The sequence below is a fragment of the Butyricicoccus intestinisimiae genome (genome assembly GCF_018918345.1).
GTDB classification, from domain to species: domain Bacteria; phylum Bacillota; class Clostridia; order Oscillospirales; family Butyricicoccaceae; genus Butyricicoccus_A; species Butyricicoccus_A intestinisimiae.
The window spans coordinates 215,283-235,547 of record NZ_JAHLQI010000004.1 but is presented as its reverse complement, the minus strand read 5'-3'; the positions used below and the strand labels follow the sequence as shown (position 1 = coordinate 235,547).

Below are 20,265 nucleotides of genomic sequence, written 5' to 3'. Positions count from 1 at the left end.
TAGATCCTTGCTTTCTTTTTCTCCGTTTTCCTGTCAGGCATTTATATTTTTGTGTATTCTTGCTTTATATGCCCGCTGCACTGCACGAAAAAAAATGTGTGATTTCTCTTACATCCTGCGAAAGCCAATTTTTTTGCACAAAAAGGGCATCGGTTCGTAAACCGATGCCCTCACTCGTGACAGCTTATATCTCGTTGTCCGCAATCGCGTTCATGGCGTCCGACAAGCTCGGATAAATGCCGGCACACAGCTGTTCCAACTGTTCATTCGGCGGTGTCAAATCCGGAATCATAATGGTCGTGCATCCGGCAGCCGCGCCCGCCCGAATGCCGTTTGTGCCGTCCTCAAAAACATAGCAATTTTCCGGTTCGCATCCAATCTGCTGCGCGGCGAACAGAAAGATATCCGGCGCCGGTTTGCCGTGCGTCACTTGATCTCCGCTGACAACGGCGTCAAAATAGGAAAGAATGTCCGCCTGCTTCAAATTATGCAGCACGGTCGCCCGCTTGGAGCTGCTTGCAACGGCAACACGGACACCGTGCTGTTTGAAATACTGCAAAATGTCCCGAACACCGGTCTTTTCCGGTACGTGCGTCTCAAGCTCTCGTTCCACGCGCAAAATGCAGTCATCCGCAAATGCCTTTGCGTCTACCTGCGGATAATATTGTAAAATAATCTCTCGCATGTGCGCGCCGCTGGAGCCGCATACTGCCCGCGGAAAATCCGGATTGTGTACCAAGCCAAACTGCTGCGCAGATTGCTTCCAGCTATCCCGATACATCCGTTCCGTGTCGAACAGCAAACCATCCATATCAAAAATTGCGCCCTGTTTCATGATGCATTCCTCATTTCTGTAATGTCATACGCAGTATAGCACAAAATGAAGAACCTGCCAACAAAAAACAAGTCATGCTTCCAGCTGATTATAGATCTCGTCTGTGACTGCCTCCAGCCATTCATTCGATGTATTTTCTCCGGGGCATTCCACTGCCAGATGGCTGAACCAGCTGTCCGCCTTTGCGCCGTGCCAGTGCTTGATTTCTGCCGGAATGGTGACTACATCGCCCGGCTTCAGGCTGCGCGCCGGTTTGCCTTCTTCCTGATACCATCCTTCGCCATCGACACAAATCAAAATCTGTCCGCCGCCGGACGTCGCATGATGAATGTGCCAATTGTTGCGGCATCTCGGCTCAAAGGTAACATTTGCAATAAATACCGAAGCAGTTTTCGGGTCTGTCAGCGGCTTCAAATAGCTGTTGCCGACAAAGTACTTTGCATATGCCGTGTTCGGGTCGCCCTGACCAAACAATCCGCCGTGTTCTTGTGCCGCGCAGTCATCTGCATACACTTCCTTTGCCATGTGAAATGCAGCCCATGCATTCGGCCAGCCCGCATAAAATGCAACATGCGTCAAAATCTCTGCCATCTCGGTTTTCGTCACGCCATTTTTTCGCGCAGTTGTCAGGTGATATTTCAGGGAATGATCCACAATTCCCTTGCTGATGAGCGATGTAATGGTCACAATCGAACGGGTCTTGAGAGACAGCTTGTCCTCTCGGGACCAAACCTCACCAAACAAAACATCATCGTTGAGCTGCGCAAATTTCGGCGCAAAATCATTCAGAGCATCTCTGCCCGCTGTCTGCTTTACCATAACCAATGTCCTCCTTGTATATACTTATTTTTCAGTGCATATTTTGCCATTGCAGTCTCCTTTTTGGTTCATTGACTTTTTATTGACTCTATGATATGGTTATTGTAATACCTAAACTCAACTTTAGGTCAAGGTTATTTTTGAATTTTTTATCATTGGGAGCGTGATAACCATGTACACCATCGGTCAGGTTGCCAAACAGGTTAATATGCCGGTCTCTACGCTGCGATACTATGACAACGAAGGATTGTTTCCACATCTGGTGCGTTGCTCCGGCATCCGAAAGTTCAGTGACAATGAAATTGAAGCCCTGCACATCATTGAATGCTTAAAGAAATCCGGTCTGGAAATCCGAGAAATCAAAAAGTTTATGGAGCTGTGCGCCCAAGGCAGCAGCACATATCCGCAGCGGCATGCGCTATTCCTTCGGCAGAAAGCAGCCGTCGAGGAGGAAATGCGGCAGCTGGAAAAAACACTGGACATGCTTCGCTTCAAATGCTGGTATTACGAACAGGCTATGCAGGACGGAAGCGAAGAACGCATTCAAAAAATGCTGCCGGATCATCTGCCAAAAGATATTCAGCAGTTATATGACCACGCGCATGAGAAATAACAGCAAAAGCCCATCGATGTGAAACCGATGGGCTTGATTTTTACTGTTTTTTTCGATTAAATGTTGTAAAGCTGAAGATCAGCGCAAGGAATGCTGCGGCGACACACATCCAGAAAACCAGCGTTTTGGTTCCAAACGGCGCGAACATATCGTAGTATCCCTTGATGTAAATAATGATAATCAACAGCGGGACGCCAAAGCGAACATAGGGATAGACAACCTTCGGATAGCGGAGACCTTCTCCGCTATCGACTTCCTGCAGGAAGCTTTTCCAGCCCCAACCGTTTTTCTTGGTGCAGAACAGCACAGCGAGCAGACTGCCCAGCGGAAGCAGATTATACGAAACCAAAAAGTCTTCCAAATCCATAATTGTAGAGCCTACGCCAATCGGCTGCAAGCCGGACAGCACATTATATCCCAGCACAGCCGGCATAGACAGCAGAATAACCAGAACAATGTTGCGCTTGACTGCCTTTTTTCTATCCCAGCCAAAAATCTCCATCGTCATAGACAGGATGTTTTCAAACACCGCAATCACTGTAGACAGCGCTGCAAACGTCATAAAGATAAAGAATGCAGTGCCCCAAATGCGTCCGCCTGCCATGTGGTTAAAGACATTCGGCAGCGTGATAAACAGCAAAGACGGACCGGAATCCGGCTGCACGCCGTATGCAAAGCACGCCGGAATGATGATAATGCCCGCCATCAGAGCGACAAACGTGTCCAATCCCATTACGCTGAGTGCTTCTCCAGTCAGCCGTCTGGATTTGTCCAAATAGCTGCCAAAAATCTCCATCGAGCCAATGCCGACGCTCAAAGTAAAGAACGCATGCGACATGGCTGCAAACAGAACGTTGCCGTAGCCAATCTCCGCGAATTTGCTGATGTCCGGAATGAGATAAAACGCCAGACCCTCCTGCATGTTCGGCAGCAGCAGCGAGTGCACTGCCAGCACGATCATCAGGCAAATCAGCAAAATCATCATGACCTTCGTGATGCGTTCCACGCCATTTTGCAGACCCAGCACGCACACGCCAAATGCCAGCAGAACAGCAACAACCATAAAAATTGTCATCTGTACCGGAGAGAGCAGCATGGTGCTGAATTTATCGGCAATCTGATCCGGCTCTAAGCCGTGCAGATTGCCGGTCAGCATGCGCAGCGCATAGTTTATCATCCAGCCCGCAACCATGGTGTAAAACATCATGAGCAAATAGTTTCCGATGACGCTGAACCAACGGAATCTATGCCAATGCGTGTTTTTCGGCTCCAAATCATGAAACGCCAGCGCTTCACTGTGACGGCTGGCGCGGCCAATTGCGTACTCGCAAATCAAAATCGGCCAGCCCAGAATCGCCAGACAAATCAAATACAGTACAATAAATGCGGCACCGCCGTTTTGTCCGCAGATATACGGGAATTTCCATACATTTCCCAATCCCACGGCACAGCCGGCAGAAACCAGAATAAATCCCAGTCTTGTGCCGAAATTTTCTCTTTTTTCCATCTCGTTTTTATCCTTTCGTGGTATTTTTACAGTATAACACAGCTTGCAAAACATTGGAACACTTTAAAGCAAAAAAGAACTTGGAAAAAATTAGAACTGACCGAAATCAGTTCTAATTCGCTATGATTACTCTTTTGGTTTTCCCGATGCAAAGCTGTAAATCAGCGCAAGGAATACAGCGGCAACGCACATCCAGAAAATCAGCGATGTCGTGCCGTACTTGGAAAACATGTCGTAATATCCCTTGATATAAATGACAATGATGAGCAGCGGAAGAACAAAGCGTACATACGGCTTGATGAACACCGGATAGCGCAGACCCTTGCCAGTATCCACCTCACGGATAAAGTTATCCCAGCCCCAGCCATTCTTCTTTGCGCAGAACAGCACAAACAGCAGACTGCCCAGCGGAAGCAGATTGTAAGAGACAATAAAGTCCTCCAAATCCATCAGCGTAGAGCCTGCACCAATCGGCTGAATGCCGGACAGCACATTGAAGCCGAGAATTGCCGGCATCGACAACAGGATAATCAGCACAATGTTGCGGCAAACGGCGGTCTTTCTGTCCCAATCGAAAATTTCCATTGTCATAGACAGGATGTTTTCAAATACCGCGATGACCGTGGACAGCGCCGCAAACGTCATAAAGACAAAAAACGCCGCGCCCCAAATATCACCGCCTGCCATGTGATTGAATACATTCGGCAGCGTGATGAACAGCAGAGACGGACCGGAATCCGGCTGCACGCCGTAAGCAAAGCACGCCGGAATGATGATAATTCCGGCAGTCAGCGCCACAAAGGTATCGAGCAGCGTGACACTGACAGCCTCGCCAGCCAGACGATTGGTTTTATCCAAGTAGCTGCCGAAAATTTCCATGGCACCGATGCCAAGACTCAAGGTAAAGAACGCATGCGACATTGCCGCAAACAGAACATTGCCGAAACCAATCTCTGTGATTTTTCCCAGATCCGGCACCAGATAGAACGCCAGACCCTCACGCATATTCGGCAGAACCAGCGAATGCACGGCCAGCACAATCATCAGGCACATCAATAGCAGCATCATCACTTTTGTGATGCGCTCGACACCATTTTTCAAGCCCAGCGCACAGATGCCAAAGGCAATCAGCACAGAAATAACCATAAAAATCGTCATCTGCACCGGAGATGCCAGCATATTGGAAAATGCATTGGCAATCTCATCCGGATTTTTGCCCTTCAGATTGCCGGTCAGCATGCGCAGCGCATAGTTAATCATCCAGCCGCAGACCATGGTGTAAAACATCATGAGCAGATAATTGCCCGCCACGCTGAACCAGCGATACCGATGCCATCGCGTGCCCTTCGGCTCCAGCACATGAAATGCCTTGGCTGTACTGTGACGGCTTGCACGACCCACTGCGTATTCACAGATGAGAATCGGCCAGCCGAGCAGTGCCAGACAAATCAAATACAGCACAATAAATGCCGCGCCGCCGTTCTGTCCGCAGATATATGGAAATTTCCACACATTGCCGAGTCCGACTGCACAGCCGGCAGAAACCAGAATAAAGCCCAGTCTCGTACCGAAATTTTCTCTTTTGTCCATTGTTGTTTTCCCTTCTATCGCCGTCTAAGTTCCTCTTTTCGACGGCATTTGTTAAAAAATACAAATATTAGTATACCATAGATTCTCTCATATGCAAGCGCAAAGGCGTTGGAATGCTTGGATTTTTTCATCGGATTCGTGTCCTGTCCAGGCAATCGCGATGCGTTTTTCCTTGCTATACAGCAGGCTCTGTCCATAGATGCCATTTTTGACAAAAAAGCTGGTATTCTTGATTGGGTAAACATCAAATCGTTCGCGTTCCATTTGCTGTACCCAAGCCGGAGAGAGTATCTGCCGCCCAGCATATCTTCCCTGATTGACATACAGCCAGCCCAGCTTTGCGACGTCCTCCGCCCGCATGTAAGCGCCCGTTGCGCCAATGGTATGATTGTCGGGGCATCTTGTCCATGCAGTCGGCGGGCATTGCAGCGGCAGCAGCAGATTTTTGCAGATATACTCATCCGCCGGTTTTCCCGTCACAGTTTCCAGCAGCAGCGAGAGCAAGTAATGCGCGCAATCCGTGTATTTTCGATGTGTTCCCGGCTGAAATTTCGGCGGATACTGTAAAATATACGCCAAATAATCCTGTGTCGGGTACGCACGCGGATCATCTCGGTCTATATCAAAGATGCCGTCATCCAGTCCCATCCGGTGCGCAAGTGCCTGCCGAATGGTCACGGCATTCCATACATCCGGATAATCCTGTCGGATATATGGCTGCAAATACGGCAGCAGGTTGTCATCCAATCGGATGCTTTTCACATCGGCGAGCATGCCAATGCAGGTGTTTACAAACACTTTGGTTATCGAATAAATCGGCTGGCAGCTGCCGGCATCCTGTACCTGCGCAGTCTCTAGCCCTTGCTCCGTGTATACTGCCACTTGATATACATGCAGCGATTGCCGTTTTATTTCTCGTAATATATCTTGTATCATAGGGTATTCTCCATACAGCAAAAGAGCAGCCGCTCGGCTGCCCTTTTTCGCGTCACACATCAATCATTTTCTGCCGCCTTTTGCGCTTTGGAAAGCAGCTGTGGTGCGAGCAAATTTGCCAAAGCCAATGCACTGAGGCCGCATGCCAGCTTGGCAAAAATCATTGGAACAATCATATCGGCGTTGACACCGGCGACAAAACCCAAATGGTCTCCGAACATAAACGCCGCGCCATATCCGTGCTTATTGCCTCGCGCTTTATCTATTGCACCGAGAAGCATAAAAATCATCATGACGGTGACAATGACCGAATTGATGGAAAGATTGGATATATATGCGTCAATACTTTCCTTCCATGGTGTCAGATCTGTTATTTCTCTCAGCAGTTCCGAGAACACACAAATCCCCTCTTTTCCTGTGATTTTTTCACCTATTAGTATAAGAGGGAATATCCTGTGTATATCTACCGTTCGTCTGGTATTTTGCGCAAAATTTCTGATATCAGACTGGTTATGCGATGGTATTTTTCAGCGTGCCAATGCCTTCAATGGTCACTTCTATCGTGTCGCCGTGTGTCAGCCATTTTTTCCGGTCATCCGGCATGCCGAGAATGACGCCGTCCGGTGTGCCGGAGTAAATCATATCTCCCGGTTTCAGCGTCATGTACTGCGACAGATAGCTGACAATCTCCGCACAGGAAAAAATCATATTGCTCGTGTTGGAATCCTGACGCAGTTCTCCGTTGACACGGCAGCTAATATGTAAATGATCCGCGTCAAGCGCATCTGCCGGCACCAAAAACGGGCCCGCCGGTGCAAAATCATCACACGCCTTGCCGAGCAGCCACTGACCGGTTTTGAACTGCAAATCGCGGGCACTGAAGTCATTTCCCGCAGTATAACCAAAAATACAGTCCTGCGCCTGTTCTGTTGTCACTTCATGCGCCTCTTTGCCGATGACAATGACCAATTCCGCCTCATAATCAAACTGTTCTCCGGTTTTTGGCAGATGAATCAGCTGTTCATGTCCTGTCAGGGAGGACGGATATTTCGGGAATACCGGCGGGAACTCCCGCTCCCGTGCAAAGCCGATTTCATCCATATGTGCCTTATAGTTTAAGCCAATGCAGATGATCTTTTCCGGCGCGGAGACTGCCGGTGCAAAGGAAATCTCACCGGAAATGGCAACCGGCTCGATGGTCTGATACGCTTCCAAGACCGTTTTCTGATCCGCATGATGCAGCACATCGGTCAGTGTGGTCGGTATCTCTGCACCGCTTTTCTGCACGCTTGCCTGTGCGTCCGCCAGCAGTTCCCCGCGGCAGAAACCCAGACGCACCTCATGATTTTCATCATAGTACTGAAAGAATTTCATAGTTGCTCCTTATCTTGCCCGTTTTTCCTGTATCGTTTTCTTGAGATATTGCTGGGTCAGCTGATTCTGCTCCTGCAATCGCTGATTTTCTTTTTTCAAGTACGCAATGTAGTCGCGTGCCAAGCGCACGCCGCCGCGCACCTGCAGGTCTTCATGTGCCGCCATCTCATCCAACCATTGGTCAAGAGAATTTTCCCGCAAATCCCGATACGTTGTATCCTCCAATTGCCACATGTCAAAAACCTCCTCTGTCTTTGTTTCAAAGCACGATGCCATATATGTAGTATACCATTCTCAAAAGCAAAACGGTACATTTTATAAAAAATTCTTGAATTTTCTGCAAAGACGCCATCTTACTGTCCAATATATGGTATGATAGAATTAGAAAAATCGGCAGAAAGGAGCTGACATATGCCATTGACTTTGACTTGGCAGGAACGCCGCGAGCTATATCAAATGCTCCGTCCTTACCTAAAAAACGAGAAAGTGCAGCAAATGAACACGTACATACAGCACGGCTCGGTATCCACGCTGCAGCACTGCAAATATGTCGCAGAGGTAAGCTGCTGGCTCAATCGCCGCCTACACATCGGCGCCAATCCCCGTGCGCTTGTCGTCGGTGCGCTGCTGCACGACTTTTATCTCTACGATTGGCACACAGATGAGAACCACGAACATCCGCTGCACGGATTTCGTCATCCAGAAATTGCCCGCCAAAATGCGCGGCGCTATTTTCACGTCGAAAAGCAGACGCAGGATGTCATTCGCTGTCACATGTGGCCCTTGACACTCACACAAGTTCCCGTCTCTCGCGCAGCCATTCTCGTGTGCATCGCAGACAAAACCTGTTCTCTGTATGAAACGCTCTTTCTCCGCAGACGAAAGGAGCGTATACACGCATGATTATCAGCCGATATTTTGTATGGTTCATTGTATACAGCTTTTTGGGCTGGTGTTTTGAGACCGTATATTGTACCGCAACACAGCGACAATGGGCAAACCGAGGCTTTTTATACGGTCCCATCTGTCCCATTTACGGCTGCGGTGCCGTTTCCATTTCCATCATCATTGAGCTATTGGACTTCCGCCACGCGCCGGATTTAAAGGTCTGGCAGGTATTTCTCATTTCCATGGTCGGCAGCGCCATCATGGAGTATTTGACCTCTTGGGTGCTGGAAAAATGGTTTCATGCCTATTGGTGGGATTACAGCGACCTGCCGCTCAATGTCAACGGCCGCATCTGTCTGCCGGCCTCGCTCCTGTTCGGCTGTGCCGGTGTATTCATTGTATTCAAGCTGTATCCGCTGATCAGCTCGCACACAACCAGCATTCCGCCGCTTGCCATAGAGGGCATTTCCTTGGGGCTGATGGCGGTATTTGCCGCCGATTTTACGCTGACGCTATCCGCACTGACGCGTTTGGATGCCCTGATGAAAGCGGCAGAGGAAAGCGTCAATCAGCACATGGAGCTGTTTGTCTCCAATCTCACAGAACGCCAGTTGGGATTCAGCCAGCGCGTCGCTGAGGAAAAGCGCCGATTTGCCCGACAGAATTTTGAGCGCATGACGCGCTCGATCAATCCGGCGCATCGCCGCGCGTTGTCCCGCATCAAGGGCTTCCGCCCCAATGTACAAAAGCACCCGCGCGAGTACTGGGATACGCTGTTCGAGACACTCAAAAAGCAAAGAAAAGACAAGTAAGATACAAACCGAAGCTGAAGCACAGAGGTTTCAGCTTCGGTCTCTTTTTTCAAAAAAACTTGTGAATATGCACCATAGATTTTTACATGCACGGGTGCTACAATAGGTTGTTAATAACAGATATGGAATAGAAGGTGTTTTATTTTATGTATTGCAGAGAATGCGGAAAAAAAGTCGACCAATGGGTCAAGTTTTGTCCCTATTGCGGTGCAGAGACCAATTTTCCCGAAGAAGAAATAAAAAAAGAGGAACAGGCAAAAGAACAAAGCCGTTCCGAACAAAAAGACGAAAGCGACAACAAGCAGAAAAAGAGAAAGATTAAGCTTTCTATCAAAAAAGACAAATCCGGCACCGCGTCTTCCGCGGCGTACAGCGGCATCACGTCTATTTGGCTGCTGATTTGCACCATAGTCCACGCGCTGTTTGGCGTACAGGCATTGATGCATGTCGCACTGGTTTCCGTTTTGCTCAGCCTTGGCTCTGCCGCCTGTTATTTCTTGCTGCGCAAAACCGGCAAATTTCCGTTGTTTTACGCAGCTTGTGCGCTCGGTGTCGCCACACTGGTTCGTTCCGGCGGCGAGATGCGCGCAAACTTTGGCATTGCCGCGCTGATTATCACATATTTCCTGCTTCGCGGCAAGCTGAAACTTCCTTCCGGCGGTTCTTCTTCCAACAACAGACCGTTTTCCTCCGGAAAGTCCTTTTCCCTGCCAACCGGTTCTTCAATCTTTGGAAAAAGCGATTTGGGCTTGATACAAATTGTCATTTCGCTGATTTGCGCCGCGCTCATCTGCTTTTTCCTGTTTCAGAATTGGCTGGGACTGGATGTTGCCTCCGCGAGCGGCACGTTCAGCTTGACCAGCATGTCTGCGCTGTCCTCTGATTTAAATTCTCTGGTCAGCTGGCTGGTGCCGCAAAGCGATCCGGCTATCGTTGCTATGATTATCCGCATTGCGCTGTTTGTGCTGTCCATTGTCGGCTACATCGTCGTAGCACTGGAGGCTCTGCACGTGGTCGCACTGTTTATCCTGCGCCCACAGGCGCGCGGCTTCGGCCACATGGCAGCCGGTCTTGCCCTGCTCATCGCCGTGATTTTCTTTGCCTGCTACATCGGCAGCAACGTCTATCTCATCACACAGATGGGCGGCTCGTTCCAGTCCGTCATTCGCACGGAGTTGGCTCCGATTGTAGTATTTTTCGCCGCCATTGTGCAGAGAATCATGACTGCACGATAACATCACAAACATACACATCCCCCGTTTCAACCAATTGAAACGGGGGATGTTTTGCGTCATGTTCTATTCAGAGAGCACTCAGCCCAGCTTGAACGAATTGCAGTCCGTGCACTTTGTCTCCGTCGGATTCATCTCATGTGTGCCAATCTGCACCCGATCCAGAGAGCAGTAATCCGAGGTGCTGCAATGATTGGCGCACTGCGTTACGCTGCAGTGAATGCTCTTGTTTGCATGACATTTTTCCATGACCATGTCCTCCTCTTTGTTGATTCGGTACTAGCATTCCCTGTCCGGCGTATTTTATGCACCGGCTTGCTGTCTCTGTGCTTTTTGCGCCGTGTAATCCTCCTGCACCATGTTTAGAAAATCCTGCCAGCGATTGGTTTCAATGATTGTCGACGGGCAGATTTTTCCGGAAAAGTCCTGATGTTTTTTGACATCGTCTATCGTCAAGTGATATTGAAGGAGCAAATATGCGGTCAGCTGTGCCGCATTGCGCATAGTCTGTTCAAAGTTTCCGCCTTGATTGACACACAGCTCAATGCCGATGCCGTTTCGGTTGCCGCCTTCCTTCCAGCTGCTGTCTCCCGCATGATATCCCACTTCATTGTCTGGCAAATGATGCCAAATCTCGTGGTCGTCTACGGTATAATGCCAGCTCTTTTGTTCTTTCCAGCAATTTTCCTGTAAGTACGCACTGTGTGCTTTTGCTGTCGCATGGGCGCCGGTGTTGTCGGTCTCATGTATGACAATATAATGAATCGCGCGGGTGCGTCCCGAACGTGCCTGTGAATCTTGCGGAATGTATTTGGTATGCACTGGAATGCCTGCAATCTGTTCCGGCACATCGGAGGGTATCTGTGTCGCCTGCTGCCGAAATGCAAAATACAGCGCACAGGCCGCGACAGCCATCAAAAAAATAGTCAGCCGCAGCATTGCCTTTGTCTTTTGGGACAGCCGTTTGCGTCTGTGTGTTCGTTTCTTTGCCAATCCATTCACCTCTGCTTTCTATCTATATGCGCCTGTTTGACAAAAAATCCCGTCCGGAAATTCCAGGCGGGATTGATGTTTATCCGTTTTTGATGGTTTTCTTTTTGCCGAACAGGGCAAAAATGCCTTTTGGCTGTGTCTCCGGATACTGCTTGATGCGTGTCAGATAGAAAATCACTGCGAGGATAACGGACAGATAAAACGATGCATTGGGTCGGCGCAGAATACCCGCCGTGTTATACGCGTTGGCAAGCGCCAGCAAAAACGCCATGCCATACGCACCCGCTTCCATTGTGAAATACTTCTGCACGTTGCGGAACAGGGCAATGACAATCAGCACGGCAAAATATGCCAAGAAAATGATAAACAATCCCAAGCCAACGGCACCATACAGGAAGTAAATGCCATGGAAGTCATTTTCTACGTCATAGCTCTCGCCCTTATACGTCATCGCATCGCGCTCGATGCCGAACAGTCTTGAGGTTTCCGGCATCTCGTCCATGAGCAGCTCACAGAAAATAATCTTTGTCTTGCGCGCAGCGGTCATCTGCGAAACATCATTTGAGAAGCCGCATTTTTCCATGACGCGCTCAACGCCAAAGCGCTGCACCAGATCCGAGCGGTAATAGCAGTAAATCTGATTCATTGTGTGCAGCAGTTCCAGCTTGGCATTGCCCTCCTCTGCGTTCTGTACTTCCTCTTTTGTGACGGTCGTGCCGCGGTCTGCACTCATGGAATTGAGCACGGTCTGCTTTTCTTCCATAAACTGCGAATAGGTCTGCTGATGCTGATACATCGGCGACTGCTTCACGCCCAGCACGCAGACAACGGCGACAAGCAGCAGCATGCCGCAGCGCAGTTTTTTGACCTCTCCGCACAGCGCGGCTACAAGAATTGTGCCGAAAATCGAGACGAAAATCGCCATATATGCCAGCCGCGTGCCGAGAAAATACAGCTGCGCACATGCGAGAACCGTTGTCGCGGCAAACAGCCATGTCCGTTTTGATTTGTATGCCATACAAATCAAAATCGGCGTCATCATGCTGACAATCGAAGCCTGCGAGTTGGTCGTGGAGAACCAGCCCAGAATGCCCATCTGGTCATCGACATATGTATACGGATTGGTTCCGGTCACCACACTGAGCAGCACAACGGCTGAGATAATCGCAAACGATACCGCGAAGCCGACACTGACCCAGTGATAGCTCTGTGTATCCGCACGCAAAAACGTAATCAGGCACAGGGCAAAAATCGGAATCTGAATGACGCGAATATAGTTCGTCAAATCTGCAAACGGGCTGATATATCCGGCGCGCATGCAGCTGACCGCATGGCACACGAAAAACACAGCACAGATTGCCGCCAAGCCCCAATAATATCGTTTTTTATCAGATAAGCAGAAGCCAATCAGTGCCGTCAAAGCAAACACCAGCATGCGGAGCAGCAGCGTCGGCGCAGTGCTCATGCCCAGCTTATCCAGCCAAAAAGAACAGATATCCATCAGCGGCTGTACCGCAAACAAAAGTACAAGGATGGCCGCAAGATGGTTTTTTAACAGTTCTCTCCAGCGTTCCAATAATGCTATCATAGTATACGTCCTGTAAATCCTTTCCATTCCGCCCGCTGACGGAACTTTTTGTTACATTTCTCTCATATAGAACGCCACACATTATACCGTTTCATGCGGCAAAAGTCAAGTTTTCGACTGCACAGGGTACTTCCGTATGGTTATCAAATAGTAAATGACCGCCAGCACAACCGAAAGATAGAACGACGCATTGGGTCTGCGCAGGACGCCCGCCGTACAGTATACGTGCAGGAGCAGCAAGCACAGAGAAATGCCAAAAGCTCCTGCCTCCGGCGTCATGTACTGTTGGAAATTGCGCAAAAGCGCCCGCACAATGAGCTCGGCAAAATACAGCAGAAACAGCAAAAACAGTGCCAAGCCGATGATGCCGTACAGATAATACATGCCGTGAAAGTCATTTTCTACGTCAAATGTCCGGTTTTCCCACACCATATCCTGCAATTCCAGTCCAAACAGCTTTGCCGCCGTTCCGGCATCCTCCATCAAATAGGTACAGTATACAATCTTCATCCGGCGGGCGTCTTTGAGCTCTGACACATCGGTGGTATAGTCATACGTCTGCATCACACGCTGCATGCCGAACCGATCCGCCATCTCGCCGAGGTATTCTTTGTACAGCGGTGTCAGACACTGTTCCGGCGACTGTTTTACCGTCGTATGATACTGTTTTTCGGCAGTCTGAATCATTTGGTCTGCTTCCAGCTGTTTTTGCTGTAAAACACCCTGATGTGCCGACTGATTGGCATACATCGGCGATACCTTGATTGCCGCTGCGCAGACAACTGCGCCGAGCAGCACCACAGCCGCCGTGCGGGTATTCCATGTGCGGCTGAGCAGCATGACGAGAATCATACCCGCCGCCGTGACAAAGATCGCCAAATACGAAAGCCGCGTCGCAAACAGATACAGCACACCGAACCCAACGATTGTACTTGCAAACAGATAGCCCATCTTTTTCTTACGCATTCCCTGCATGACAACAACGGGGACGATGGCGCACAGAATGGCGCTCTGCGCATTGGTCGTGGCAAACCAACCCAGCACACCAATCTGTTTGTTCGCATAGGTGTGCGGATCGGTGCCGGTCACCGTGCTCAAAATCTCCACCAGCACAATCAGTCCAAAATTGATGACAAAGCCGCGTTCCACGGTCTGATAACCGTCCTCGCCCGTTTCACGCAAAAATGTAATAAAACACAGCGTGAACAACGGAATCTGTACCACACGGATATAATTAGTCAGGTCATATATTGGATTTTGCCAGCCGTTATATCCTGCGGACAAACAAGCCCAGCCATGCAGCACGGCAAATATCAGCACGATACCGCCCAAAGTCAAATACACTTTTTTGTGCCTGCTCAGGGCAAATCCCAGAGCGCCTGTCCCAAACAGCACCAAAAAGCGCAGGCATAGCGATACCGTATTGCTGACGCCGCATTGTGTCAATCCAAATGACAAAACATCCATCACCGGCTGCACCACAAACAGCAGCAGCATAATCGCCGGCAAATGCCGGCGCAGCCAGCTTTGCTTTGTTTGATGTTGTTGTCTATCCTCCATAGTTTCTATTCCTTCCCATCAGGACATCATGCCGCGCAGATTGCCGAGCAGCTCTGCGGTTCGAAATCGAATCTCACATGAAGTTCCCGATTGATGAATGAAATTTCTTTCATCCTCCGTCAATGTTGTCTCTCCTTCTGCCGCGTTGAAGCACAGCGAAGGATATACGACACACCACCAATTGTGTCCGCGCGCCGCGCCGATGCGCAGCTGCAATCCGTCATACCATCCCGCCGGAAGCGAAAACGTATCATACGTCTTTGTCGGATACCAATCGCGCGCCAATTGCGCCGTGACCAATTGTGTACCGCCGCAGGCATAGACTTCTCTTTGCGCCGCATTGGTGATTTCCTGCATATGCGCCTGTAGCAGCACGCGCATGTCATCCTGATTTGCCGCTTGCTTCTGCAGCGGCTGCACAACGGTAAGTACCCGATCGCGCACCCGCAATTTGACAGCTTGGTCGGTCTGCGTGTCAGAATTTGCGACAACGCGCAGACGCAGCACGTCCTCTGACAGGTTTTCCTGCTGCGCACTGCAAAATGCAGCATAACACAAGACAAAAAACAACGTGAGTGCCAGTGTCAGCTCCCATCTGTGCCGTACATATGGTTTATTCATACTATCGACTCCCTCCAGCTTGTGATACTGGAAGTATAGCCGCTTTTACGCCCGTTTAACCTGACCCGCCCGACAGAACTTTGTCAGGAACACTTCTGCGTAGTGCGCGGCGAGGAATTTTCTTGCCTTTTCTGCACGCTCTCTGTCTGCAAACAGTCCGAACACCGTCGGACCCGAACCGCTCATGATGGCATTCATGGCACCGTGCTCCCGCATAATCCGGCAGATGTCATCAATCTCCGGATGCATGTTCGCTGTGACCGGCTGCATGACGTTGTACAGCAGTGCAGAGACCGCTTGCAGGTCTCCGTCTTTCAGCGCGCGCAGCATCGCCTGCGTGTCCGGACGGCGTGCAATGTCTACGCTGTCGATGGCTCGATAAATGGCCGGTGTCGATACCGCAACTGGCGGCTTGCACAGCACGACAAACGCCTGCGGTGCATGCGGAAGCGGCGTGAGCACCTCTCCAATGCCCTCCGCCAGCATCGTGCCGCCCGCAATGCAGAACGGAACATCGGCGCCCAGTGCCAGTCCCATTTCCATGAGCTGTTCCTGTGTCAGTCCCGTCTGATACAGGTCGTTGAGCAGTACCAGCACCGCTGCCGCATCCGTGCTGCCGCCCGCAAGACCTGCGGCAATCGGATTGTGCTTTTCGATGTGAATACGAATGCCGTCCGATTGCTTGTTGGTGCGCTGCAAAAACAGCTGTGCGGCGCGATACGCCAGATTGCTGCTGTCCGTCGGCAAATTACAATGTGAAACCGTCAGTTCAATGTCATCTGCGCCGTTTTCCGTCTGCACCGTCACAATATCATGAATGCCGATCGATTGCATGACCATGCAAACATCATGATACCCATTCGGCCGTTTGCCTGTGACGTCCAGCGTCAAATTGATTTTTGCATATGCTTCTGTTGATGCCTGTTTCATGCTATTCTCCTATGCTATTGCGTGCTGGATGATGTTCTTGTTTTCAAAGTCGGTCACAGCACGGAATCCTGCCACCCGCAGTCTTTCCAGTGCCTGCGGGATGCCACGCGCCACGGTTTCCGGCGCATGAGAGTCCGAACCAACGGTAATCAATTCGCCGCCCAATTCTCGATACCGCGTCAGCACAAAGGCTTCCGGTCCCACTTCCTGCTGCCAGCCGTACAGCCCTTTTGTGTTGCTCTCCAATGCAATATCCTTTGCAATGAGAAGCTTGAGCACTTCATCGACATAATTCATATATCCTTTGAGTGAGGGCTGATTGTGCGGCAGCTTCATGACGCGCAGCGGGTAATCCAAATGTGCAAGAATTTGGATGTGTCCAAACGCAAGTAATTCCCGCACTTCCGCAAAATATTTCTCCCAAAATTCATCCGGATGTATGGTTTCATACCGATAAAAATACAAATCCATATCATCGGACAGCTGATGAATCGAGCCGATGACATAATCAAACGGGTATGTTTGAATCAGGGCGCGTGCCTGTTCCGGCGCTGCATGCGGCTGTCCAATCTCTACGCCCGCGCGCAGTGTAATTTGCTCGCCATACACTTCCTGTGCGGCAAAAATATCCTTCTGTTCGGATGCCAAATCCGGCATAATGGTTTTTCCGGTTCGGAATGGTTCGATTTCTTTCTGATAACCAACAAAATCTACCGTCCCAGATGCAAAGTCGGATGCCTGTATGTTGTCTTTGCGAAAAAATTCAACATGCTCGGTAAATCCCAAGATGCTGACGCCTTTTTGTACGGCATGCTGTACATGGTCTATGACCGGCCTGTCTTCCGCATCATAAGAATATCGAGTATGGGTGTGCAGATCCAAAATCATTCTGTCGTCCCTCATTTCTTCAAACAATATAGTTATTATACTGCCAGATGTCCCGAAACACAAGCATAGCATGTATAGCTGCAGGGAAAATTGGAGAAACTGCAAACAGCATGGAAAAGGAGGTTTCTATATATGGATAAATTTATCCTGACACTCGTCATCATCGGCGCCATCAACTGGGGATGCATCGGTTTTTTCGGGCTGGATGTTGTCGGCGTGTTATTCGGCGGACAAGGTTCGTTTGTCAGCCGCGTGATTTATGCGCTGGTTGGGCTTGCAGGCTTGTGGGCGCTCACATTTTACGCAAAGCTGCGCAGCGGCACATCCAATTCATAAATTCGCGGGGCACAAAAAAAGGGGCAGGAAACTTTTCCTGCCCCTCATTTGTGGATTCCTATATGGAATTACTTAGCCTCGTTTACCAGACGCTCGGTATCCTCTGCAATAACCAGCTCCTCGTTGGTCGGGATAACCAGAACACGAACACGTGCGTAGTCAATGGAAATATCCATCTGACGGCCGCGGAACTTGTTCTTCTCCGGATCAATCTTGATGCCCAGATATTCCATGTGCTCGCAAACGTCCCAACGAACGGAACGATCGTTCTCACCTACGCCAGCGGTAAATACGATGGCATCAACGCCGCCCATCTCAGCGATGTAGGAGCCGATGATCTTCTTTACGGACAGGTTGAACATGTCCTTTGCCAGCTTTGCACGCGGGTTGCCTTCTTCAATCGCGGTATCCAGATCGCGGAAGTCGGAGGACACGCCGGAGATACCCAGCATACCGGACTTCTTGTTCAGGATATCAATGATTTCATCTGCTTCCTTGTGCTCATGGTCGCACAGGAAGGAGATGATAGCCGGGTCGATGTTGCCTGCACGAGTGCCCATCGGCAGACCAGCCAGCGGGGTGAAGCCCATGGAAGTATCCATCGACTTGCCGCCCTTGATTGCAGCAATAGAGGAGCCGTTGCCCAGATGACAGGTAACCAGACGCAGGTTTTCGATCGGAATGCCCAGCATCTCAGAAGCCTGCTGAGAAACGTACTTATGGGAAGTGCCGTGGAAGCCGTAGCGACGAATCTTGTACTTCTCGTAGTACTCATACGGCAGAGCGTACATGTAATGCTCCGGCGGCATGGTCTGATGGAAAGCGGTATCAAATACAGCTACCTGCGGGATATTCTCGCCCATAACGTCCTTGCACGCGCTGATACCGATCAGGTTTGCCGTGTTGTGCAGCGGAGCCAGCGGAACGCAAGCCTCGATTGCCTTGATAACTTCATCATTGATGAGGACGGAATCAGCAAAGTACTCGCCGCCGTGTACGACACGATGACCAACAGCATCAATTTCGGACATGGACTCGATAACGCCCCACTCCTTGTCAATCAGGATGTTGATGACAGCGCGGATTGCATCGGCATGATCCTTCATCGGAACGTCTGCCTTGTACTTTTCTTCCTTGTTCGGGTTGGTGTGGGTCAGACGACCATCAATACCAATTCTCTCGCACAGGCCCTTAGCCAGAACAGCCTTGTTGTCCATGTTGAAGAGCTGATACTTCAGGGAAGAGCTGCCCGCATTGATTACCAAAACATTCATTTCTCTTTGGTCTCCTTTATCCAATGATTATTTCTTGCAAGAATATCGCCAAAATAGTACAATATACTTAATTCTATTTTACACCGCTTTATCAAATTTCTCAACTGTTTTCTCAAGAAATTTGGAGGTTTTTATGAAAGTTTGTGCTGTTATCTCAGAGTATAACCCATTTCACGCCGGACATCTGTTCCAAATCCGAGAAATTTTGCGCCGTATGCCGGATTGCTACATGATTTCCATCATGAGCGGCTGCTTTGTCCAGCGCGGCGAACCGGCGCTGTGGGACAAATATTTCCGCGCCGCGTGCGCCATTCGCGCAGGCGGGCCGGATTTGGTATTAGAGCTTCCCATCTCTGCCGCGCTTTCTTCGGCGGAAGGATTTGCAGAGGGCGGCGTGCGCCTTGCGGCGGCTTTGGGCTGTGTGACACATCTGTCATTCGGCTGCGAGAGCGGAACCGAACAGACGCTGATGCAGCTGGCGCAGTGGATGGACAATCCAATTTTTGATGACGCACTGCGAAGCAATCTCACCAGCGGCGTCAGCTACGCCCAAGCGGCACAGCAGGCGGCACAGGCGCTGTGTCCGGATTTGGCTCCGCTTCTCGCCTCCCCCAATGATTTGCTCGCCGTGCAATACTGCCGCGCCATTCGCAAATACTGCCCGCATGTGCAGCCGATTGCCGTTCGGCGCATCGGCGCCGAGCACGATGGCACGCCGATAGATAATATTCCCTCTGCGAGCTATATCCGTTCACAGTTCCACAGTGAAAACATCGAGAGCGCCGCGCAATTGCTTCCGGTGGCATACCGAGAGCAAGCCTTGCCCATGCGCCGCCACAGCTGGCAGGCGCTTGCACCTGCGGTTCTCCCTTATCTGCGCCGCTTGACACCGAAGTACATTGCCACACTGCCCGGCGTGTCAGAGGGATTGGAGCACCGGTTTTATGCCGCCTGTCAGACCGCCCAGAGCTTGGAGGAGCTTTGGGAGCGCACGCGTTCACGCCGTCATCCGCTCAGCCGTGTGCGCCGCCTGACGCTGTGCGCCTATCTCGGCTTGACGCAGGACATTGCCGCCCTGTCACTGGAATACATCACGGTTCTCGGCATGAACGCCCGCGGACAGCAGATTTTAAAAGCGATGAAAAAAACTTGTCCGCTCCCTGTTATTGTAAAGCCGACACAGGCGCGAAAGCTGTCTGATTCTGCGCAAAGGCTCTGGAATTTTACCGTCCGCGCCGACGATTTGTATTATTTCCCCTCTCCCGCCGGGCAAGACTGGAAGCAGACGCCATACATTGAAAAGCAGGCATAACTGCTGCAAATATCTTCGTCAGGCGGCGTCTGCGTTATACATCCTGACGAAATTTAAAAAATTTCAAAAAATCACTTATCATGCGTATCAACTTGTGCTATAATAAGCTCAATTAATGGTAGTCGCAGTGAGCTAAACGAGACGAAAGTTTCCCGTT

The 20,265-nt window shown here is 50.2% G+C and carries 22 protein-coding genes; 6 read left to right on the top strand and 16 right to left on the bottom strand.

What is annotated here, in order from left to right:
- Nucleotides 1–184: 184 nt before the first annotated feature.
- Together KQI75_RS09485 and KQI75_RS09480 are read right to left on the bottom strand one after the other, a co-directional pair.
- Nucleotides 185–835, bottom strand: a complete 651-nt coding sequence (locus tag KQI75_RS09485; RefSeq protein WP_246566547.1) for an HAD family hydrolase — start codon at nt 833–835, stop codon at nt 185–187.
- Between the two features lie 72 nt (nt 836–907).
- Nucleotides 908–1,654 carry a carboxymuconolactone decarboxylase family protein gene (locus tag KQI75_RS09480; RefSeq protein ID WP_216470533.1) on the bottom strand — a complete coding sequence of 249 codons (747 nt, stop codon included), beginning with the start codon at nt 1,652–1,654 and terminating at the stop codon, nt 908–910.
- Between the two features lie 172 nt (nt 1,655–1,826).
- Here KQI75_RS09480 and KQI75_RS09475 point away from each other — a divergent pair, with 172 nt between their 5' ends.
- Nucleotides 1,827–2,267, top strand: coding sequence for a MerR family transcriptional regulator (locus KQI75_RS09475; protein WP_216470532.1), 441 nt, complete (start codon nt 1,827–1,829; stop codon nt 2,265–2,267).
- A gap of 40 nt (nt 2,268–2,307) precedes the next feature.
- Here the strand turns inward: KQI75_RS09475 and KQI75_RS09470 are convergent, their stop codons facing one another.
- The 6 genes from KQI75_RS09470 to KQI75_RS09445 all read right to left on the bottom strand — a co-directional run bounded on the left by KQI75_RS09470 (nt 2,308) and on the right by KQI75_RS09445 (nt 7,908).
- A complete protein-coding gene (locus tag KQI75_RS09470) occupies nt 2,308–3,774 on the bottom strand; it encodes a sodium-dependent transporter (protein ID WP_216470531.1) in 1,467 nt (488 codons plus the stop codon).
- A 126-nt stretch (nt 3,775–3,900) separates the two neighbouring features.
- On the bottom strand, nt 3,901–5,364 hold the full coding sequence (locus KQI75_RS09465; RefSeq protein WP_216470530.1) for a sodium-dependent transporter: 1,464 nt from the start codon (nt 5,362–5,364) through the stop codon (nt 3,901–3,903).
- Between the two features lie 87 nt (nt 5,365–5,451).
- Nucleotides 5,452–6,300, bottom strand: coding sequence for a serine hydrolase domain-containing protein (locus KQI75_RS09460; RefSeq protein WP_216470529.1), 849 nt, complete (start codon nt 6,298–6,300; stop codon nt 5,452–5,454).
- Nucleotides 6,301–6,359: 59 nt separating this feature from the next.
- Complete coding sequence (eutH, locus tag KQI75_RS13785; RefSeq protein WP_330655549.1) at nt 6,360–6,698, bottom strand: ethanolamine utilization protein EutH; 339 nt, start codon at nt 6,696–6,698, stop codon at nt 6,360–6,362.
- A 112-nt stretch (nt 6,699–6,810) separates the two neighbouring features.
- Nucleotides 6,811–7,674: a fumarylacetoacetate hydrolase family protein gene (locus KQI75_RS09450; RefSeq protein WP_216470528.1), complete on the bottom strand. Its 864-nt coding sequence runs from the start codon at nt 7,672–7,674 to the stop codon at nt 6,811–6,813.
- Between the two features lie 9 nt (nt 7,675–7,683).
- Nucleotides 7,684–7,908 (bottom strand): hypothetical protein, encoded by a 225-nt coding sequence (locus tag KQI75_RS09445; RefSeq protein WP_216470527.1) that lies wholly within the window; start codon nt 7,906–7,908, stop codon nt 7,684–7,686.
- A gap of 177 nt (nt 7,909–8,085) precedes the next feature.
- Here KQI75_RS09445 and KQI75_RS09440 point away from each other — a divergent pair, with 177 nt between their 5' ends.
- The 3 genes from KQI75_RS09440 to KQI75_RS09430 all read left to right on the top strand — a co-directional run bounded on the left by KQI75_RS09440 (nt 8,086) and on the right by KQI75_RS09430 (nt 10,609).
- Complete coding sequence (locus KQI75_RS09440) at nt 8,086–8,577, top strand: HD domain-containing protein (RefSeq protein ID WP_216470526.1); 492 nt, start codon at nt 8,086–8,088, stop codon at nt 8,575–8,577.
- Complete coding sequence (locus KQI75_RS09435; RefSeq protein ID WP_216470525.1) at nt 8,574–9,374, top strand: putative ABC transporter permease; 801 nt, start codon at nt 8,574–8,576, stop codon at nt 9,372–9,374. Before KQI75_RS09440 ends, KQI75_RS09435 begins: the two co-directional genes overlap by 4 nt.
- Nucleotides 9,375–9,520: 146 nt before the next feature.
- Nucleotides 9,521–10,609, top strand: coding sequence for a zinc ribbon domain-containing protein (locus KQI75_RS09430; protein ID WP_216470524.1), 1,089 nt, complete (start codon nt 9,521–9,523; stop codon nt 10,607–10,609).
- A 78-nt stretch (nt 10,610–10,687) separates the two neighbouring features.
- Here the strand turns inward: KQI75_RS09430 and KQI75_RS09425 are convergent, their stop codons facing one another.
- From KQI75_RS09425 to KQI75_RS09395, 7 genes are all read right to left on the bottom strand, one after another.
- On the bottom strand, nt 10,688–10,855 hold the full coding sequence (locus KQI75_RS09425) for a DUF1540 domain-containing protein (RefSeq protein WP_216470523.1): 168 nt from the start codon (nt 10,853–10,855) through the stop codon (nt 10,688–10,690).
- A 54-nt stretch (nt 10,856–10,909) separates the two neighbouring features.
- Nucleotides 10,910–11,599: a peptidoglycan recognition protein family protein gene (locus KQI75_RS09420; protein WP_216470522.1), complete on the bottom strand. Its 690-nt coding sequence runs from the start codon at nt 11,597–11,599 to the stop codon at nt 10,910–10,912.
- A 79-nt stretch (nt 11,600–11,678) separates the two neighbouring features.
- Nucleotides 11,679–13,187: an O-antigen ligase family protein gene (locus KQI75_RS09415; RefSeq protein ID WP_216470521.1), complete on the bottom strand. Its 1,509-nt coding sequence runs from the start codon at nt 13,185–13,187 to the stop codon at nt 11,679–11,681.
- A 105-nt stretch (nt 13,188–13,292) separates the two neighbouring features.
- The gene (locus KQI75_RS09410) at nt 13,293–14,747 is read right to left on the bottom strand and encodes an O-antigen ligase family protein (protein ID WP_216470520.1); all 1,455 of its coding nucleotides are present in this window, start codon (nt 14,745–14,747) and stop codon (nt 13,293–13,295) included.
- A gap of 18 nt (nt 14,748–14,765) precedes the next feature.
- Nucleotides 14,766–15,368, bottom strand: a complete 603-nt coding sequence (locus KQI75_RS09405) for a stage II sporulation protein R (RefSeq protein ID WP_216470519.1) — start codon at nt 15,366–15,368, stop codon at nt 14,766–14,768.
- 45 nt (nt 15,369–15,413) lie between these two features.
- On the bottom strand, nt 15,414–16,298 hold the full coding sequence (ispE, locus tag KQI75_RS09400) for a 4-(cytidine 5'-diphospho)-2-C-methyl-D-erythritol kinase (protein ID WP_216470518.1): 885 nt from the start codon (nt 16,296–16,298) through the stop codon (nt 15,414–15,416).
- Nucleotides 16,299–16,307: 9 nt separating this feature from the next.
- The gene (locus KQI75_RS09395; protein ID WP_216470517.1) at nt 16,308–17,186 is read right to left on the bottom strand and encodes a histidinol-phosphatase HisJ family protein; all 879 of its coding nucleotides are present in this window, start codon (nt 17,184–17,186) and stop codon (nt 16,308–16,310) included.
- 132 nt (nt 17,187–17,318) lie between these two features.
- On the opposite strand from KQI75_RS09395, the gene KQI75_RS09390 reads away from it, so the two are divergent.
- Entirely contained in the window at nt 17,319–17,522 is a 204-nt protein-coding gene (locus KQI75_RS09390; protein WP_216470516.1) for a DUF378 domain-containing protein, read from the top strand.
- Between the two features lie 68 nt (nt 17,523–17,590).
- Here KQI75_RS09390 and KQI75_RS09385 read toward each other — a convergent pair whose 3' ends face one another.
- On the bottom strand, nt 17,591–18,796 hold the full coding sequence (locus tag KQI75_RS09385) for an acetate/propionate family kinase (RefSeq protein ID WP_216470515.1): 1,206 nt from the start codon (nt 18,794–18,796) through the stop codon (nt 17,591–17,593).
- A 133-nt stretch (nt 18,797–18,929) separates the two neighbouring features.
- Here KQI75_RS09385 and KQI75_RS09380 point away from each other — a divergent pair, with 133 nt between their 5' ends.
- Nucleotides 18,930–20,108 carry a tRNA(Met) cytidine acetate ligase gene (locus tag KQI75_RS09380; protein ID WP_216470514.1) on the top strand — a complete coding sequence of 393 codons (1,179 nt, stop codon included), beginning with the start codon at nt 18,930–18,932 and terminating at the stop codon, nt 20,106–20,108.
- Nucleotides 20,109–20,265: the final 157 nt, after the last annotated feature.

Bases quoted from the DNA above. Each gene is read 5' to 3' on its own strand.
- KQI75_RS09485 (WP_246566547.1), bottom strand. From the start codon at position 835: ATGAAACAGGGCGCAATTTTTGATATGGATGGTTTGCTGTTCGACACG.
- KQI75_RS09480 (WP_216470533.1), bottom strand. From the start codon at position 1,654: ATGGTAAAGCAGACAGCGGGCAGAGATGCTCTGAATGATTTTGCGCCG.
- KQI75_RS09475 (WP_216470532.1), top strand. From the start codon at position 1,827: ATGTACACCATCGGTCAGGTTGCCAAACAGGTTAATATGCCGGTCTCT.
- KQI75_RS09470 (WP_216470531.1), bottom strand. From the start codon at position 3,774: ATGGAAAAAAGAGAAAATTTCGGCACAAGACTGGGATTTATTCTGGTT.
- KQI75_RS09465 (WP_216470530.1), bottom strand. From the start codon at position 5,364: ATGGACAAAAGAGAAAATTTCGGTACGAGACTGGGCTTTATTCTGGTT.
- KQI75_RS09460 (WP_216470529.1), bottom strand. From the start codon at position 6,300: ATGATACAAGATATATTACGAGAAATAAAACGGCAATCGCTGCATGTA.
- KQI75_RS09450 (WP_216470528.1), bottom strand. From the start codon at position 7,674: ATGAAATTCTTTCAGTACTATGATGAAAATCATGAGGTGCGTCTGGGT.
- KQI75_RS09445 (WP_216470527.1), bottom strand. From the start codon at position 7,908: ATGTGGCAATTGGAGGATACAACGTATCGGGATTTGCGGGAAAATTCT.
- KQI75_RS09440 (WP_216470526.1), top strand. From the start codon at position 8,086: ATGCCATTGACTTTGACTTGGCAGGAACGCCGCGAGCTATATCAAATG.
- KQI75_RS09435 (WP_216470525.1), top strand. From the start codon at position 8,574: ATGATTATCAGCCGATATTTTGTATGGTTCATTGTATACAGCTTTTTG.
- KQI75_RS09430 (WP_216470524.1), top strand. From the start codon at position 9,521: ATGTATTGCAGAGAATGCGGAAAAAAAGTCGACCAATGGGTCAAGTTT.
- KQI75_RS09425 (WP_216470523.1), bottom strand. From the start codon at position 10,855: ATGGAAAAATGTCATGCAAACAAGAGCATTCACTGCAGCGTAACGCAG.
- KQI75_RS09415 (WP_216470521.1), bottom strand. From the start codon at position 13,187: ATGATAGCATTATTGGAACGCTGGAGAGAACTGTTAAAAAACCATCTT.
- KQI75_RS09410 (WP_216470520.1), bottom strand. From the start codon at position 14,747: ATGGAGGATAGACAACAACATCAAACAAAGCAAAGCTGGCTGCGCCGG.
- KQI75_RS09405 (WP_216470519.1), bottom strand. From the start codon at position 15,368: ATGAATAAACCATATGTACGGCACAGATGGGAGCTGACACTGGCACTC.
- ispE (WP_216470518.1), bottom strand. From the start codon at position 16,298: ATGAAACAGGCATCAACAGAAGCATATGCAAAAATCAATTTGACGCTG.
- KQI75_RS09395 (WP_216470517.1), bottom strand. From the start codon at position 17,186: ATGATTTTGGATCTGCACACCCATACTCGATATTCTTATGATGCGGAA.
- KQI75_RS09390 (WP_216470516.1), top strand. From the start codon at position 17,319: ATGGATAAATTTATCCTGACACTCGTCATCATCGGCGCCATCAACTGG.
- KQI75_RS09385 (WP_216470515.1), bottom strand. From the start codon at position 18,796: ATGAATGTTTTGGTAATCAATGCGGGCAGCTCTTCCCTGAAGTATCAG.
- KQI75_RS09380 (WP_216470514.1), top strand. From the start codon at position 18,930: ATGAAAGTTTGTGCTGTTATCTCAGAGTATAACCCATTTCACGCCGGA.